Source organism: Echinicola sp. 20G, from assembly GCF_015533855.1.
Taxonomy (GTDB): Bacteria; Bacteroidota; Bacteroidia; order Cytophagales; family Cyclobacteriaceae; genus Echinicola.
This window is the reverse complement of record NZ_AP024154.1, coordinates 5,715,001-5,732,361: the sequence shown is the minus strand read 5'-3', so window position 1 is coordinate 5,732,361 and position 17,361 is coordinate 5,715,001. Positions and strand designations below refer to the sequence as shown.

The following is a 17,361-nucleotide window of genomic DNA, read 5'->3' as shown; positions in this document are numbered from 1 at the left end:
AGAACTCATATGAAAAATATATTTAAAATATTATTTGTAGGAACTGCCTTAACCATGGGCTCGTGCTCTGATTTATTAGATACGGAACCTAGACAGAGTCTTACACCGGAAACGGCATTTGCAGATGTGGAGGGATATCAATCCCTGGCATATTCCATGTATGGAAGAACAAGAAGTTTTAGCTACTACGGTCAGGTGATGATGATTGCGCCAGAAGTGATGGCTGATAATTTGAAAGTAATTGCAAACACTGGTAGATATATTGGCCAAGAAGCCAATGCGGATAGGGCCCATATCAATCTTTGGGATTTCTCCACAACCAATAATTTTAGAGGAGTATACGCTTCCATCAATGACGCTAACATTATTTTGGATGGAATTGATGGAGTGGAAGGAGATGAAAACTTAAGAAATAGAGTAAAAGGTGAGGCATATTTCATTAGGGCACTAAATTATTTTGATTTAGCTAGGGTTTATGGGTATGAGCCTGGCCAAGAAGTGAATGGTTGGGATCAGAGTGTAATTCTAAGGACTACCCCAACTTTAGGATTGTCTGCAGCAGATTTTCGGGCTAGATCAACCAATACTGAAATTTATGATCAAATAATAGCAGATTTGAATCAGGCAATTAGCTTGCTTCCTACTGCAGAGATGGGAGAGGAAGATGTTTATCGTGCCTCACGAGGAGCGGCTCAAGCGCTGTTAGCTAAAGTTTATTTGTACACTTCAATGTATACAGAGGCTGCTTCCATGGCCTCAGATGCTATGACTTCATTTAGTCTGTCAGCATCAGGTGATGGTTTGATGGAAGCTGATGACTATGTAGCTGGTTTTTCAATTGCACCCAATCCAGAATCCCTTTTTGAAGTTGAGATCAGATCTCAAGACTGGAATAGCGTGGATGGATTGAATAACTCCGTATGCTCTTTGGTTGCAAATGTCTATCCTTCCGCACAGTTCATTTTGACAGTATCTGATGATTTGTTGGCAGCTTATGAGCCTGGGGATATACGCATGCAGACTTGGACTCAGACAACGCGAGAAGGGTCATCAGCGATAGTTTATCGGTCAAACAAATGGCTAGGTCATAAGGGGGATTTTCTGGAAAACCTACCAATTATGAGGGCATCAGAGTTGTACCTGATCAGAGCCGAAGCGAGATATAATTTAGGTAATGAAGATGGAGCGCGATCTGATATTAACGCCTTAAGAAGCAAAAGAGGACTAGGTGCAACTTCAGCCAGTGGCACTGCTTTGATGAACCAGATCATGTATGAAAACAGGGTAGAGTTTGCTGTCGAAGGACACAGATGGTTTGACCTGAAAAGAAATGGTATGACAATCACCAAATCAGGTAGTTTTGAAGATGTTCCGTATTCAGACTATCGAATATTGGCACCGATTCCACAGGATGAGATCATTTTAAATGATTTATTGGAAAATAACCCTGAGTATAACTAAAAGAACCAAATGATGAAAAGATATAAATTTATATATGCCTTTGTAGCTTTGGCTTCATTGCTCACCACTGCTTGTTTCGACGATCCAGGATTGGAAACAACTTGGAATGGTTCAGAGATTGAATTTAACGCTTCTAACTTGCCTACAGGGTTGACAGAGAACTTTGTTAGGATTAGTGATGATCAAACAGACATGGCGGAAATTCAAGTTAATTTGGTTGGGACTGCTTTAAATAATGATGTTACAGTAAATGTGGAAGTTGATCCAAGCTCAACAGCCATCGCTGGAGTACATTATAGCTTACCATCCCAATCCATGACAATTCCAGCAGGAGAAGTGGTTGGTACATTCAATGTTGAAGTTCTTACAGGAAATATCAGTCCCGATGAAGAGCCTGACTTGGTGTTAAATATTACGGATGCATCTGGGGTAAAAGTAAGTGCCAATTACAGCAGTATGACTTACAAGATGAGGGTTATATGTGATTCTGACTTGGCAGGTACTTATGCAGTAGTTTGGGATGTGCTTATTATTGGAGATGGGGAAGGTGGGGCTTCACAGACCTTGACAAATTACAGTTTTGGTAACACCATTGAAATTACCGAGGCTGGCGTAGGTGTTTATCAGTTAAGCGATATGAGCTTTGGCTTGTATCCTGCTGGTTATGGAGATACTGGGCCTACTGGTAGGATCTCAGATAATTGTAATGTAATAACCGGTGATCCAAACAATACTGATCAATACGGTGATCCGTTTACTATAAATGGCACTTCAGATCCTGACAATGGGACTATTAGGCTGATTTGGTCCAACACTTATGGTGATGGAGGAACAGTTGTATTAACCAAGCAATAAGAAATAATAGTGAATAGTGTTAAAAGGGAGATTTTGTCTCCCTTTTTTTATCCAAACCTTTATTATCTTGGATAAGTTTAAGTTACAGTAGATAGCATAGCCATATGAGAAAGTCAGTACTTATTATTGGATTAATTTTTTTTATAATACCAGTTACTTGGGCACAAGATCAAAAAGGGCAGGATATTCAAAAAGCTCGTCAAACAATCAAAAATAAATTTGATATAGCATATCAAGAATACGCCCTAAGCAACACAGCTTTAAAAAAACTAGCAAATCAAAAAGGAGTACCATTGGAACTGGTCCTTGAAGATGGCAGCAAGGCAGAGTTACGCTATTTTGATGATTTAGGAGATCCAGTATACTACATGACCTATAATGTAAGGGCTGCCCAAACTACCCAAACAGATGATTTACAGCCAGGGGGAGAATTGGGATTAAGTTTGACAGGGAAAGGCATGACCATAGGTGTTTATGATCAAACAAGACCAAAGCCAAACCATGTTGAGTTCGAAAACAGACTGACACAAATAGATGGTTCAAGCGAGGAAATCAGTAACCACGCCACTCACGTGACTGGAACACTTTTAGCCAAAGGAATCAATAGCAATGCTAGAGGAATGGCCAATGAGGCCACTGGTTGGTCTTTTAATTGGGAAAGCGATATCAGTAAAATGAATGCAAATGCTTATGATACTGAGTCCAAGCCAAATGGACATATTGTTTCAAATCATTCCTATGGAATAGTGTTAGGATGGTACCAGGATAATAGTGGTACTTGGAAGTGGGCTGGTAACCCTTCCATCGATCCGAATGAAGATTATCGGTTTGGCCTTTATACCTCCAAAAGTAAGTCATTGGATGATTTGGCTTTTGCAAAACCTTATTATACCATGGTTTGGGCAGCTGGGAATGACCGCTCGGACAGAGGTGATGGGACTCGAAGCCCAGATGGGCCAGATGATACTATTGGTCCAGAAGGAGTAGCTAAAAATGTAATTACAGTAGGAGCTGTTTCCGCTTTTGAAGAATATGAGGATAGGTCGTCATTGGCCATAAGTGATTTTAGCAGTTGGGGGCCTACAGATGATGGAAGGATAAAACCAGACTTGGTGGGAGTTGGGGTAGGAGTGTTCAGTACAGCAGTAACAGGAAATGGGGGAGATGGATATGCCTCTTTGAGTGGAACATCAATGGCTTCCCCCAATGTTGCGGGCTCCCTTTTGCTGATACAGCAGCTTTATGCCCAAAGAAATAGTGGGAATTATATGAGGTCTGCAACTCTAAAAGCTTTAGCGATTAATACGGCTTTGGATGGGGGACTATATGATGGGCCGGATTATGTTTATGGTTGGGGGATTTTAAATGCTAAAGATGCTGCTGAACTAATCATTAATGAAAATGGCTCATCAGACTTGATTAGGGAATTGTCTCTTGAAGAAGATGAGATTTTTGAATATGAAATTGTTTCTGATGGGATCAATCCAATCAAAGCAACCATTGCGTGGACCGACCCCTCAGGAAGTGCAAGCCCGTCAACTCTTGATCCAACCAATTTAACGCTTGTGAATGACCTAGATTTAAGGATATTTGATGAAAATGGTGTGGAATATTTTCCTTGGACACTAAACCCGAGTCAAGGAGCTAACTCCAGGGCGATCAATACTCAGGATAATTTTAGGGATAATGTGGAACAGGTAGTTATTCATTCACCAACTCCCATTAAGTATACAGTTAGAGTAAGCCATAAAGGAGAGCTGACAAACGGAGCCCAAGAGTTTTCACTGGTGATGAAATCGGGAACAGTTGATGGGGCAGAGGAAACTCTTTATTGGATAGGAGGAAGCGTTGGAGAATGGAACGATCCTGCCAACTGGTCTTCTACTTCAGGTGGAACTACTGCAAACAAAATTCCAACATCTAGCTCTAGGGTACTTTTTGAAATTGCAGAGGGAGAAAGCAGTCAAGTAAATTTATCGCAGGATGTCCAATCCTTCAGTGTCAATGTGTTTGGAGAAGGAGCTTTGAGCGTTAACCTTAACCAAAATAGTTTAAAAGTAGACGGAGGGTTTAGGGTAAGTAATGAAGTGACTAGTTTCACCAATGGAGAATTGATTTTTGAAGCATCAGATGACAAAGATAAATTTATGGAGTTTGGTGGAGTTATTTTTGACAATGTTGATTTAAGGGTGTTGGAAGGGAAATGGACTTTGACTGATGCAGGTATAGTGGATGGTCTTGATTTGATTGGAGGAGAATTATTGGTGGAGAAGGAGACTTTGGATGTGAATAGCCTGAATCTAGAAGGGGAAGCACTGCTTAAAGGAGATTTGAAGTCGATTGTTTTTCATGAATCAATAAATATTTCGGCAGAATCAGGCTTCTCGTTTAGTCCTCGCTTTATTTTTGATGGAGTTACTGGCGATTTGGTGAACAACAATGGAGAGATAGAGATATTGACCGTTCAAAATGGAGATTTATCCTACAATGGCTCGTCAAACTTTATCGATTCGTTGTCTATAAGTAATGGAGCTTTCATTCTGGGCAGCAATAGTGATTTGACCGTTGATGTATTGGAGATTGGTTCAGGTGGGGCTTTAAACTTACTTCCTTCACGAACACTGTACATTATTGATGATTTTATCGTCACTTCATCTAGTAGTCAGGAAAGCTATATTTCTGCTACTTCCAAAGCCAGTATCAATCATGATATTTATAAAAAGTATTGCTTTGAGAATTTGAATGTAACTAATGTAGACTTTGTAGGGGAAGCCATTGTTAATCTAGGATTGAATTCAAATGTTGTCAATTCGGACAACTGGTTGACCAAAAATTGTGAAGAGGTCTTGTTTGCCAATTTCACTTCAAGTTACAATTGTGTCGGAGGATTGACAGAATTTTCAAATTTGAGTGAAGGCAATATCGTTACTTATGCGTGGAATTTTGGAGGTGTTGGCACTTCATCAGAAGAATCACCGGAATTTACTTTTGATCAAGAAGGGGATTATTTAGTGTCCCTAAACATATCCAATGATGACGAAAATGTTGATTTCAGCAAAGAGATTTCTGTAGTAAGCAACACTTTGAATACACCGGTGATTGTGGTGAATGGGAACATGATGACTAGTCAAACACTGGCAAGTGCTTACCAATGGTATTTTGAAGGAGAAAAAATTGAAGGAGCTACTCAAAGATCCTTTAATGCTGATTTTGATGGAATGTATCAAGTAGCTATTTATAATGAAATATGTAACCGTTTATCAGAGCCTGTTGTGGTGACAGCATTGGAAGATGAAGAGCCTTCTTTAAGTGAGTATGGGGTGTTTATCGGACCCAATCCTACCAATGAGAAAGTGAAGGTGGGCTTAAATAATGATTATATAGGTAATGTAATAGTAGAGTTATATGCTGTTAATGGTGCTAAAGCACTTTCTGAGTCAGTTTATAAGAACAATCAACTACAAGAAATAGAGTTGTACCTAAATGGTTCTAGTGGGGTCTATATTCTTATGATAAGAATGGGAGATATCACATTGAGAAGTAAACTATTAAAGCAATAGATATGAGGAAAAGTGGGATTTTAGCATGTTTGATATGCATTTTGGGAGTTGTTACAAGCAAGGCTCAAATTGCGAACTTGGAAATGAATGGAGTTCCATTAAGAGTATCATCCTATGAAGGTATTCAAGGAACACCATTTTTATTTGATGATTGGTCCAACGCTACCTATACAATGGAAAAAGGATGGACTAAGGAAAATGTATCCACAAAACTAAATGTTTATGAAAAAGAGATTTTGGCGGTCAGTGATAATGGAAACCAAATTATTTTGGATAGGGCGCAAATTCACTCTTTCGTTTTGGATAGACCTCAAGATGAAATAACTGAAAATGAAGGAGTATTGCCAAAATTGGTTTTTGAAAAGGGGTGGAATAAAATTGATGGAGTAAAAGAGGATGAGTTTGTAAATGTCATGGTGAAAGGAGAAAAATATACTTTAGTTAGGGTCTTTGATCGGAAATTGGAGGATAGTTCGCAGAATAGCTATGGGCCAGGTCCTGGAAAAAGGTTTGTTTCTGATGTAAGCTATTATTTAATCAATGGGAGTGGTGAAGCAAATGAGGTTAAAACGAGAGGAAAGAGCTTATTGAAAGCATTGGATCCTTCAGATCAAAATAAGGGGAAGGGGTTCATTAAGGATAATAACCTCAATTTTAATAGGGAAGATCACTTGATCCAGTTTGTGACCTACGTTAACTAAATGAATATAACACTGTAGCAGTTTGGCAAAGTAATGTTTTCAATTATTCAAGGGTGCGTCAGTGTGTTACTTTTTTTTTATCTTTGCAGTCTCAAATTGAAATTGCAGTCATGATACAAGTTTCTAGAAAAGAACACTTCAATGCAGCTCACAAGCTATGGAATCCTAAATGGTCAGAGCAGAAGAATATAGAGGTCTTTGGACCATGTGCGAATGCCAATTGGCATGGGCATAATTTTGAGTTAATTGTGACCGTAAAAGGTCTTCCAGATGATGATACGGGTTTTGTGGTGGATCTTAAGGCATTGAGTACGCTGATCAGAACTTTGGTTGTAGATAAAGTGGATCATAAAAACCTGAATGTGGATGTGGATTTTATGGAGGGGAAAATGGCCAGTTGTGAAAATCTTGTAATGGAATTTTGGAAAATACTTAAGCCTGCAGTAGATAAAATCACTCCCCATGGAGGTTTGTACAAGCTCAAGCTTTATGAAACGCCAAGAAATTTTGTAGAATACTACGGAGAATAAAAAAGCCCTCTTTTGAGGGCTTTTTTATTCTCCGTACTTATTGAATTAGCATTGATAGTTCTAAGAAATAACTATTTTTAACGCTGATTAGACTTAAAGAATATTAATATTCAATTCAGAATTTTCTATGAAATATTATGTTATTTCCGGAGAGCGCTCCGGGGATCTACATGCTTCCAATTTAATAGCCGCCTTAAAAGAAGAAGATAGCGAAGCAAGTTTTAGGGGAATGGGAGGAGACTATTCCATTGCTGCTGGACTTTCCACAGTGGCGCACTATGAAGAAGTGGCATTAATGGGATTCATTGAAGTAGTTTTTGGCTTTAGGAAAGTGTTGAGGTATTTAAAACTGGTCAAAAAAGACATTATAGACAATCAGCCTGATGCTTTGATTTTGGTAGATTATGGCGGCTTTAACATGAAGATTGCCAAATTTGCTCATGATCAAGGCATTTCTGTCCACTATTATATTCCTCCGAAAGTATGGGCTTGGAACCAAAAAAGAGCATATAAGCTGAAACAATATGTGGATCAGCTATATTGTATCCTGCCATTCGAACCTGATTTTTTCAAGAAGTTTGATTGGGAAGTCAATTATGTTGGCAATCCGCTATTAGATGAAATTGCGAAGTTTACTCCTCATGACTTTTTTCATCAGAAAAATGATTTGAGCTACAAACCAATGATCGCTTTATTGCCTGGAAGTAGAAAGCAGGAGGTAGAAAGTATGTTAAGTACAATGGTAGAAATCATTCCCGCTTTTCCAAATGCTCAATTTATCATTGCGGGGGTAGATAACCTGAATGAGGATGTGTATCAGCTTGCGCAGGAAATGGGAATCAAAGTGATTTACGATCAAACTTATGATTTGCTTTATCATGCTAATGTTGCGGTAGTGACTTCAGGTACTGCCACTTTGGAGACAGCTCTTTTTAGGGTGCCTCAAGTTGTTGTTTATAAAACCAGTGGAATCAGTTATGCTATTGGTAAGAAGCTGATAAAAGTGCCTTTTATTTCTTTGGTGAATTTAATCGCTGAGAAAGAAGTGGTGAAGGAACTCATTCAGCATGATTACAATAAGGATAATCTCTTGAAAGAATTAAGGGAAATATCAGGAAATAACACTAGAAAAAGTGAGGTGCTCAATGGTTATACCCTTATAAAGGAAAAGCTCGGAGAGAAAAGAGCTTCACAGGAAACAGCTCGGTTGATTGTCGATAGCCTAAAAAAATAAAGGCAGGGGAACGATTAATAATCGTTCCCCTGCCTTATTAATTATTTTAATTCAAGTTACGCTACCTGAAGCTTTTTGAATTTAGATTTATCAAATTGCGTCTGGGCATATTTTCTGTTGACCACAAGCTCTTTGGTTTCGCTATCGGAAGGAAGCTCATACATAGCATCCGTAATGATCGCTTCACAAATAGACCTTAAGCCTCTTGCGCCAAGATTGTATTCCACGGCTTTCTCAACTATATAATCCACTCCACTCTCTTCGAACTCTAGCTTAACGCCTTCCATGTCCATCAACTTAATGTATTGCTTGGTAAGGGCGTTTTTAGGCTCAGTTAAGATGCTTTTTAGGGTGTCCTTGTCGAGAGGATCCAAGTGAGTCAAAACAGGGAGACGTCCAATCAATTCAGGTATTAGCCCAAATGATTTTAAATCTGGAGCTGTTACATATTGTAACAGATTGTTTCGATCGATCAATTCATGATCAGTCTTTTTACTAAACCCAAGCGGTTGGGTATTTAACCTGTTGGCAATGTGCCTCGCAATCCCATCAAAAGCTCCCCCACATATGAAAAGAATGTTTTCTGTGTTTACGGCGATCATTTTTTGATCAGGGTGCTTTCTGCCTCCTTGTGGTGGAACATTCACAGTTGTTCCTTCCAAGAGCTTAAGCATGGCTTGTTGAACACCTTCACCGCTTACATCTCTGGTTATGGAAGGGTTGTCAGACTTTCTGGCAATTTTGTCTATTTCATCAATATAGACAATTCCTCTCTCAGCAGCTTCAACATTGTAGTCGGCGGACTGTAGTAATCGGGTCAAGATACTTTCTACATCCTCCCCCACATACCCCGCTTCAGTCAAGACCGTAGCATCTGCAATACAGAAAGGAACCTCCAGTATCTTAGCCAAAGTTTTGGCAAGATAAGTTTTACCTGTTCCAGTGTCACCCACCATGATGATATTGGATTTTTCAATCTTAATATCATCATGATTGTCTTTTTGAAGGAGACGCTTATAGTGATTATAAACTGCGACAGAAAGCACTTTTTTTGCTTCTCCCTGTCCAATCACATATTGGTTGAGATATTCAGTAAGCTCTTTTGGTTTTTTAAGCTTGAACTTTGGTTTTTTATCCTGTTTTTTTGTTTTTTCCTCTTCACCTAAGATTTGATAGGCCTGATCGATACAGAAATTACAGATATGAGCTGAAATTCCTGAGACCATCAAGTCTACATCTTTCTTATTTCTACCGCAAAAGGAACAAGTAACTTGCGCCATGATTATTTTTTTCTAGTCAATACTTCGTCGATCAAGCCATAGTCTTTGGCTTCTTGAGCTTTCATCCAATAGTCTCTGTCAGAATTTTTTTCGATTTGTTCGATGTCTTTTCCTGAGTGATGGGCTAGGATTTCATAAAGCTCCTGCTTTAATAATAATATCTGCTTGGCAGTAATTTCAATATCTGAAGCCTGTCCTTGAGCGCCACCAAGAGGTTGGTGGATCATCACTCTTGAGTGAGGAAGTGCAGCCCTTTTTCCAGCAGCACCACCAGCTAACAATACCGCTCCCATAGAAGCTGCCAAACCAGTGCAAATTGTACCTACCTCAGGGTTGATGTATTGCATGGTGTCATAAATACCAAGGCCAGCATAAACAGATCCACCTGGGCTATTGATGTATAATAAGATATCCTTTTTGCTGTCTACAGATTCCAAGAACAACAATTGGGCAGTAATGATATTGGCAATGTGGTCATCCACTTGAGTGCCTAGGAATATAATTCTATCCATGATCAATCTAGAAAAAACGTCAATTTCACGGAAATTGGTAGGTCTTTCCTCGATTACAGATCGGGTCATGTTTTCAATTTGTTGGGTATATTGGTCAAAAGCTGTACCGCTCACACCTTGGTTGTGAATGGCGTATTTTCTGAATTCTTCTTTATTAATCATGTTGTCTTTTTGGTTGAATTAGTACAAAAATAAAAAAAGCCCTTAGAAAAGGACTTTTTAATAACGATTAATTATATGAATTAGTTTTCGATAAGCTCTTTAAACTTATCAATATCTATTTTCTCTTCTTTCAGAGAGATCTTTTCTTTGACCAAACTCAATACTTTGTCGTTTTGAACGGCTGTCAACATCTGCATGTAGTTTTGTCCTTCGTTACCTTGTAAGTAGTTGTTGACAAACATGTCCATGTTATCTTCCATTTGAGCTCCTAATCCTGAAGCTGCTAGTTGTTCACGCACCATGTCTTGAGTTTTGGCAATGACATCTTCATGTTCAGCCTTGATCTCATTTTCTTCTGCGATTTTGTTGGAAATCAAAGACCAAGTCAATTGCTTGGCATAGATTGGGAATTCCTTCTCAACATCAGCTTCTGAAACTTTTCCATCGTTGGCCTTTAACAACCACTCTTTCAAGAAAGCTTCAGGAAGTTCTATATTCGCTTTTTCTACTAGGATTTCTTTAATTTTTTCCTCGTTGAAAACTTTGGTTTCTTTGTTGTAGTTGTCGCCTAGGATTTCTTCAACTTTAGCAACAAATTCTTCTTCTGTTTTTACTTGATCTGGACCAAATACTTTATCGAAGAATTCTTGGTCAAGGGCTGCGTCCTCAGTTCTGTTAATATTTTGAACAGTGAAGGTATAGTTTCCTGATATTTTGGCAGCTTCTTCTTCGCTGATATTCAATACTTCAGAAAGATCAGATTTGATAGCTTTGGAAGGATCGAATTCGATCTCAGCGCCTTTTTCAACCCCAATGAATTTTTTAACAGATCTACCGTCCATTTTAGAAAGAGGAAGAGATAAAGTCTGCTCGTATGAACCGTCAGCAGCTTTCAAGTCTCCATAAAGGAAGTCGTTTTCTTCACTAACTTCTGGATTGGTCATCTTACCATATTGACGTCTAAGGTTTTCAATAGCGTCATTAACGGCTTTTTTGTCTACTTTCAAGCTATAGTCTGTCGCTTTGATAGACTTGTCAAGTGTTACGTCGACATTTTCAACAAATCCAATTTTATACTCGAATTCAAAATCTTTTTGATTTTTCCAGTCGATAGCATCTGCATCTTCAACAACAGGAAGGGGCTCTCCAAGAATCTTGAAGCTTTGCTCTTTGATATAATCATTCAAAGATGAAGAAAGAATGTTGTTGATTTCTTCAACCAAAACAGACGTTCCGTACAGTTTCTTAACCATACCAAAAGGAGCTTTGCCCGGACGGAAGCCCTTGATATTGGCTTTCTTGGCATAGTCTTTAAGTTTGGCATCAACTTTAGGTTGATAATCTGCTTCATTTAAACTAATTTTAATTGAAGCTTGATTAGTAGCGTGCTTGTCTAGTTTGATTTCCAAGGCAGTATTGATTAAATTTTGCTATAAACTAAAAACCCTCAACCTCGACACCTTTCCCCATCCGACGAATCGGGTTCAGGGTGATGGATCGGGATTGAGGGCTGGTTGAATAGTGCGGATGGAGGGACTCGAACCCCCATGCCTCGCGGCGCTAGATCCTAAGTCTAGTGCGTCTACCAATTTCGCCACATCCGCTTGTTATGTTGATGTGAGTGACTTTTCTTTTAAAAGTTTTGCTCACATCTGCTTCTCTAATGTGGATGCAAAGGTAATAAGGAAATTTAAATGTGCAATACTTTGGTGATGAAAAAAGCTAAAAAAATTGTACTGATATTGTAATGCATTGGTTTTCAGTGTGAATTATTTTTGAAGAAAATATCCTGACGAGATGCTGAATAATCTTCAGTTGTCTGATGGGCTTTTGGAAAAAAAGATTGAAATTAGTGACTTAAAATAATGTTTGACTACTGTTTTGAGACCGGGAGTTTGTTAAACTTCAAAATATAACATGATTAACGTAGACCTAGAGGTAGAAAGAAAAGAGATTTTAAAGCGGTACAGAAAGCTTTTAAGGTTGGCCAAACCGCTCTTAAAGAGTGGCGATGCAAAAATAATCAAGAAAGCATTTAACGTGTCTAGTGAAGCGCATAAGGAAATGCGCAGAAAATCAGGCGAGCCTTATATTTATCACCCATTGGAGGTTGCTTTGGTTTGTGTGGAAGAAATAGGGCTTGGTACGACGAGTATTGTGGCGGCATTGCTTCATGATGTGGTGGAAGATACTGAGTGGGAGCTGGAGGATATAGAGAGGGAGTTTGGTCCCAAAGTTACCAAGATTATAGATGGACTTACCAAAATTTCGGGAGTGTTCGAATATGGGAGTTCCCAGCAAGCTGAGAATTTCAGGAAAATGCTCCTTACTCTTTCAGATGATGTAAGGGTGATTTTGATCAAGTTGGCGGACAGACTCAATAATATGCGTACCCTGCAGAGCATGCCCCGTCACAAGCAGCTGAAAATTGCTTCAGAGACAATGTATCTGTATGCTCCCTTGGCCCATAGACTGGGGCTTTATAGCATCAAGTCAGAATTGGAAGATCTATATTTGAAATATACAGATACAGAAACATATCAGTTTATTGTCGGTAAGATCAAGGATTCAAGAAGCTCAAGGAATAAGTTTATCAAGAGCTTTATTGCGCCAATCGAAAGAGAATTGACTACCCAAGGCTTTGAATTTAATGTCAAAGGTCGTCCAAAGTCTGTTTATTCCATATACAATAAAATGAAGAAGCAAAACATACCTTTTGAAGAAGTGTATGATTTGTTTGCTATCAGGGTAATCATTGACTCAGAGCCTGAAAATGAAAAAGCAGATTGTTGGCAAGTTTATTCGATAGTTACAGATTTTTACAGGCCTAACCCCGACAGGTTAAGGGACTGGATCAGTACGCCACGGGCGAATGGTTACGAATCTTTACATACTACGGTTATGAGTAGCAAGGGACAGTGGGTAGAAGTACAGATTCGTACAAAGAGAATGGATGACATTGCAGAGAGAGGGTATGCTGCCCACTGGAAATACAAAGAAAAAGATGTTAGCTCTCCGAAAAGTGGAGCCGGGTTGGATGATTGGATTACTCAAGTGAGGACCCTGTTGGAATCAAATGATGGCTCAGCTATTGAGTTTATGGATGATTTCAGAGGCAATCTTTTTCAGGATGAAGTTTTTGTCTTTACCCCTAAAGGGGACCTGAAAGTTTTACCGTTTGGAGCTACTGCCCTGGACTTTGCTTTTGAAATTCACTCCGAAGTAGGAGCAAAATGTATTGGTGCCAAAATCAACCAAAGGTTGGTGCCGATTAACCATAAATTGAAGAATGGTGATCAGGTAGAAATCCTGACTTCCAATAAACAGAAACCTTCTGAAGACTGGCTTAAATCAGTTATTACTTCCAGGGCCAAAGCAAAGATAAAGGATGCCTTAAAGGACGAAAAGAAGTCTTTGGTGATGGACGGAAAAGAAATTGTACAGCGAAAACTTAGACAGATGAAAATGGAATTTTCTTCTGTTGTGGTGGAGCAGCTGAGGGCATTTTTTGAAACCAAAACAGCCAATGAGTTTTATTTCAAGGTAGGCAAAGGGATTATCGATCCTACATCCATCAAAAGCTTCAAGGACTTTAAACAAACCAAGAAGAAAAAGGTTAAAAGTCCACTGCAGAATGTAGTGGATGAATCGAGTTTCACCAAGGAAATAAAAAATCTCAAAGGGCCTGATCATGATCAGTTGCTGATTGGCGAAGATATGGATGTGGTGGATTATATTTTGGCCAAGTGCTGCAATCCAATTCCAGGTGATGATGTTTTTGGTTTTGTCACTGTAAATGAAGGGATTAAGATACATCGAACCTCCTGCCCTAATGCCTTGGAATTACTATCCAACCATGGGAACAGGGTGATCAAGGCAAGGTGGACAAGTCAACAGGAGATTGCATTTTTGGCTGGTTTAAAGATTGTTGGGACCGATAGGGTAGGTCTGATCAATGATGTGACCAGAGTGATTTCCGATGAACTTAAAGTTAATATGCGCTCTATTACGGTAGATTCAGATGGGGGACTTTTTGAAGGTTCTATTAAGCTTTATGTACACAGTACCAATCATTTAGAGAGTTTGATTGATAATCTATCAGAGGTTCAAGGTGTAATTAAAGTGACTAGGTTTGACTAATTACTGCTGGCTTATTTGAATCTTTTCTAAATAAGAAGTGTATATTTGTAAAAACAAAACGTGATATAATGGCCTTGAATGAAACGCTGTTCGAAGAGGTAAAGAAGATATTTACGGCTTATCTTGAAAATAAGAAATTAAGAAAGACACCAGAGAGGTATGCTATTCTTGAAGAAATCTACGGAAGAGATGGGCATTTTGATGTAGAATCCCTCTACATTAGTATGAAAAATAAAAACTATCGGGTAAGTAGAGCTACCGTTTATAATACCTTAGACTTATTGGTGGAGTGTGACTTGGTTACTAAGCACCAGTTTGGGCAGAATTTGGCTCAGTATGAAAAGTCTTACGGGTATAAACAGCACGATCACCTGATATGTACCGAATGCCATAAGGTGGTAGAGTTTTGTGATCCAAGGATTCAAAACATCCAAAACACCGTTGGTGAAATTTTAAATTTTAATATTTTGCACCATTCCTTAATTTTGTACGGAAATTGTACCAAAAAGAATTGTGAAAATAAACTCGCAGTATGAAATTAAGTTATAATTCCCAAAGAGAAGGTGATAGCCTTGTATTATCAATAAAGGGAGATTTAATAGGAGATGAAGCTGGCCCACGATTGGTGGAAATCATCTCAGATGCATTAGAGAAAAAAATTAAAAACTGTATCATCGATCTTCAAGAAGTAAGGTATATTAGTTCCAGTGGGATTGGAGTATTGATCACGATGTTAACCAAAATGCGAAATGCAGGAGGAGACGTATACCTAGCATCACCATCGGAGCATGTGAAGAAACTATTAATAATTACGAAGCTGAACAACATTTTTACAGTATATGAATCTTTGGATGAGGCCAAGGAAAAAGTAAAATGATTGGCAAAGGCAAGTAAATAGAACTTTCTAAGCAAAAAAAGTAGCATCGAGTTGCTATTTTTTTTTGTTATTGCAAACTTCACGCGGAATTTGACAGACATAAAATCAGACATTAAATATATAAAATGAAAATGGACGTTCTTTTAGGCCTACAGTGGGGGGATGAAGGCAAAGGTAAAGTGGTTGACTTCCTCGCACCGAAATACGATATGGTTGCCAGGTTTCAAGGAGGTCCTAATGCTGGTCATACCTTGGAATTTGATGGGATCAAGCATGTCCTTCACCAAATCCCAAGTGGTATTTTCAGGGAGAACCTTAAAAATGTAATAGGTAACGGGGTTGTTTTAGATCCTGTGGTGATGAGGAAAGAGATTGAAGGACTGAAGAAGTTCAATATTGCTTATCAGCAGAATCTTTTTGTCTCAAAGAAAGCAACCATCATTATCCCTACTCATAAGTTGTTGGATGCGGCATATGAAAAGTCCAAAGGGGACAAGAAAATAGGTTCGACACTGAAAGGGATCGGACCAACTTATCAGGATAAGATAGGAAGGGTAGCTCTAAGAGTAGGAGATATACAAGACCCAGACTTTAAAGATAAGTATGATGCTTTGGTAGAAAAGCACAAGACTACTTTAAGTTTCTATGGTTATGATATCTCGGAACTTCCTCAAATGGAGACTGATTTCTTTGAGGCGGTGGATTTCTTCAGAACATTGAATCTTATTAATAGTGAATATGATGTCAATGAAGAACTGACTTCAGGGAAGAAGGTTTTGGCTGAGGGTGCTCAAGGCTCCTTGCTGGATATTGACTTTGGAAGTTATCCATTTGTAACCAGCAGTAGTACAATGACAGCAGGTGCTTGTACTGGTTTGGGAGTGTCTCCTTCTAAAATAGGTGATGTTTTTGGAATCTTCAAAGCGTATTGTACCAGAGTAGGAAGCGGACCTTTTCCAACTGAACTATTTGATGAAGATGGAGAGCGGATGAGAAAGGAGGGGAATGAGTTTGGTTCTACTACAGGTCGTCCCAGAAGATGTGGCTGGATAGATTTGCCAGCTCTTAAGTATTCTATCATGATAAATGGGGTGACTCAATTATTTATGATGAAGGCCGATGTATTGAATATTTTTGAAGAAATTAAGATCTGCACACATTACAAGTTGGAAGATGGCTCTGTAATAGATCAGCTGCCATTTGAAATCAATGATGTGAAAGTGGAGCCGGTTTATAAGGTATGTAAGGGCTGGAACAAGGATTTGAGTGATGTTGATTCTTATGAAGGGTTCCCTCAAGAGTTGAAGGATTATGTGGCGTTGCTTGAAGAAGAACTTAATGTTCCTATTAAAATGGTTTCTGTAGGACCAGATAGAAAGCAAACCATTATGAAATAGTAAACTTGGTTTCAAGTTACTAAAGCCCGTTTGAAGTCTATTCGAACGGGCTTTTTTATATTTAGCTTATATTTTAAAATGATTGTTGTATTTTTTGTCCTTGATATACAGCTAGTTTGAATGATTATTTGTAAATTAGCTGTTCTGCATCTTGCTCAATCAAAATCTCTTCTTACCTTTGTCATCCTGTTGGACGGACAGGGGGAGTTTTTGAGAGGTGTTTTGGAAGGTTGTTCAGGTTCGGGGAGTTAGGTTGTTGGTTTGGGAAAACATTTTTAAAAAAGTGTTTTTTAAGAACGAAAAAGCTTTTAACTTTGCAGACCCAAAAGAGGGGAAGCCGAAGCTTGGATGTTCCGAAAGGGATGTAAAAAACTTCAAAAAATAATTTAAAAAAGGTTGTTGAGAAATGGAATATTTTCCTCACCTTTGCAGACCCAAACGGTCAGCGGTTTCCGGAAAGACGGAAGAAAGTATAGGTTTGGGGTTAAAAAAGTTTCAAAAAATTAATTCAAAGATTGGTTTGCGAAACAAGATTCTTTTTCGGAGCTTTGCACAGCGAAACGGAAAAGAGGCCGTTCTGAAAGCAGGCGGGCAAAACACAGGGGATTGGGACGGTAAAATGTCCGGTTTCACAAAGATGGAAAAAGTTCCA

General features: G+C 38.7%; 14 protein-coding genes and 1 tRNA gene (1 of these 15 only partly in view). 11 read left to right on the top strand and 4 right to left on the bottom strand.

From position 1 onward, the window contains the following. The first annotated feature begins 9 nt into the window (after positions 1-9). The 6 genes from JL001_RS22880 (at position 10) to lpxB (ending at position 8,341) form a co-directional block, all read left to right on the top strand. Positions 10-1,461 (top strand): RagB/SusD family nutrient uptake outer membrane protein, encoded by a 1,452-nt coding sequence (locus JL001_RS22880; RefSeq protein WP_200980201.1) that lies wholly within the window; start codon positions 10-12, stop codon positions 1,459-1,461. Positions 1,462-1,470: 9 nt separating this feature from the next. After that, positions 1,471-2,316, top strand: coding sequence for a DUF4843 domain-containing protein (locus JL001_RS22875; RefSeq protein ID WP_200980200.1), 846 nt, complete (start codon positions 1,471-1,473; stop codon positions 2,314-2,316). Positions 2,317-2,420: 104 nt separating this feature from the next. Further along, positions 2,421-5,876 carry a S8 family serine peptidase gene (locus JL001_RS22870; protein WP_200980199.1) on the top strand — a complete coding sequence of 1,152 codons (3,456 nt, stop codon included), beginning with the start codon at positions 2,421-2,423 and terminating at the stop codon, positions 5,874-5,876. Between the two features lie 2 nt (positions 5,877-5,878). Further along, positions 5,879-6,577: a hypothetical protein gene (locus JL001_RS22865; RefSeq protein WP_200980198.1), complete on the top strand. Its 699-nt coding sequence runs from the start codon at positions 5,879-5,881 to the stop codon at positions 6,575-6,577. A gap of 110 nt (positions 6,578-6,687) precedes the next feature. Beyond that, complete coding sequence (locus JL001_RS22860; RefSeq protein ID WP_200980197.1) at positions 6,688-7,107, top strand: 6-carboxytetrahydropterin synthase; 420 nt, start codon at positions 6,688-6,690, stop codon at positions 7,105-7,107. A 127-nt stretch (positions 7,108-7,234) separates the two neighbouring features. Further along, positions 7,235-8,341 carry a lipid-A-disaccharide synthase gene (gene lpxB / locus JL001_RS22855; RefSeq protein ID WP_200980196.1) on the top strand — a complete coding sequence of 369 codons (1,107 nt, stop codon included), beginning with the start codon at positions 7,235-7,237 and terminating at the stop codon, positions 8,339-8,341. Positions 8,342-8,397: 56 nt separating this feature from the next. On the opposite strand, the gene clpX is transcribed toward lpxB, so the two are convergent. From clpX to JL001_RS22835, 4 genes are all read right to left on the bottom strand, one after another. Next, positions 8,398-9,621 (bottom strand): ATP-dependent Clp protease ATP-binding subunit ClpX, encoded by a 1,224-nt coding sequence (clpX, locus tag JL001_RS22850; RefSeq protein WP_200980195.1) that lies wholly within the window; start codon positions 9,619-9,621, stop codon positions 8,398-8,400. A gap of 2 nt (positions 9,622-9,623) precedes the next feature. Then, the gene (locus JL001_RS22845) at positions 9,624-10,295 is read right to left on the bottom strand and encodes an ATP-dependent Clp protease proteolytic subunit (RefSeq protein WP_200980193.1); all 672 of its coding nucleotides are present in this window, start codon (positions 10,293-10,295) and stop codon (positions 9,624-9,626) included. Positions 10,296-10,375: 80 nt separating this feature from the next. Beyond that, a complete protein-coding gene (gene tig, locus JL001_RS22840) occupies positions 10,376-11,704 on the bottom strand; it encodes a trigger factor (RefSeq protein WP_200980191.1) in 1,329 nt (442 codons plus the stop codon). A gap of 113 nt (positions 11,705-11,817) precedes the next feature. After that, positions 11,818-11,899, bottom strand: a tRNA-Leu gene (locus JL001_RS22835). Between the two features lie 313 nt (positions 11,900-12,212). On the opposite strand from JL001_RS22835, the gene JL001_RS22830 reads away from it, so the two are divergent. From JL001_RS22830 to JL001_RS22810, 5 genes are all read left to right on the top strand, one after another. Next, a complete protein-coding gene (locus JL001_RS22830) occupies positions 12,213-14,435 on the top strand; it encodes a bifunctional (p)ppGpp synthetase/guanosine-3',5'-bis(diphosphate) 3'-pyrophosphohydrolase (RefSeq protein ID WP_200980190.1) in 2,223 nt (740 codons plus the stop codon). Positions 14,436-14,503: 68 nt separating this feature from the next. Beyond that, positions 14,504-14,971 (top strand): Fur family transcriptional regulator, encoded by a 468-nt coding sequence (locus JL001_RS22825; protein ID WP_192012128.1) that lies wholly within the window; start codon positions 14,504-14,506, stop codon positions 14,969-14,971. Continuing rightward, on the top strand, positions 14,968-15,312 hold the full coding sequence (locus tag JL001_RS22820) for an STAS domain-containing protein (protein ID WP_200980189.1): 345 nt from the start codon (positions 14,968-14,970) through the stop codon (positions 15,310-15,312). The genes JL001_RS22825 and JL001_RS22820 overlap by 4 nt, the downstream gene beginning before the upstream one ends. Positions 15,313-15,437: 125 nt before the next feature. Continuing rightward, positions 15,438-16,709: an adenylosuccinate synthase gene (locus tag JL001_RS22815; protein ID WP_200980188.1), complete on the top strand. Its 1,272-nt coding sequence runs from the start codon at positions 15,438-15,440 to the stop codon at positions 16,707-16,709. Positions 16,710-17,115: 406 nt separating this feature from the next. Continuing rightward, positions 17,116-17,361, top strand: the 5' portion of a protein-coding gene (locus JL001_RS22810; RefSeq protein ID WP_200974183.1) for a hypothetical protein. The gene runs 27 nt beyond the window's last position; the window shows 246 of its 273 coding nt (coding positions 1-246); its start codon is at positions 17,116-17,118; its stop codon lies beyond the right edge, outside the window.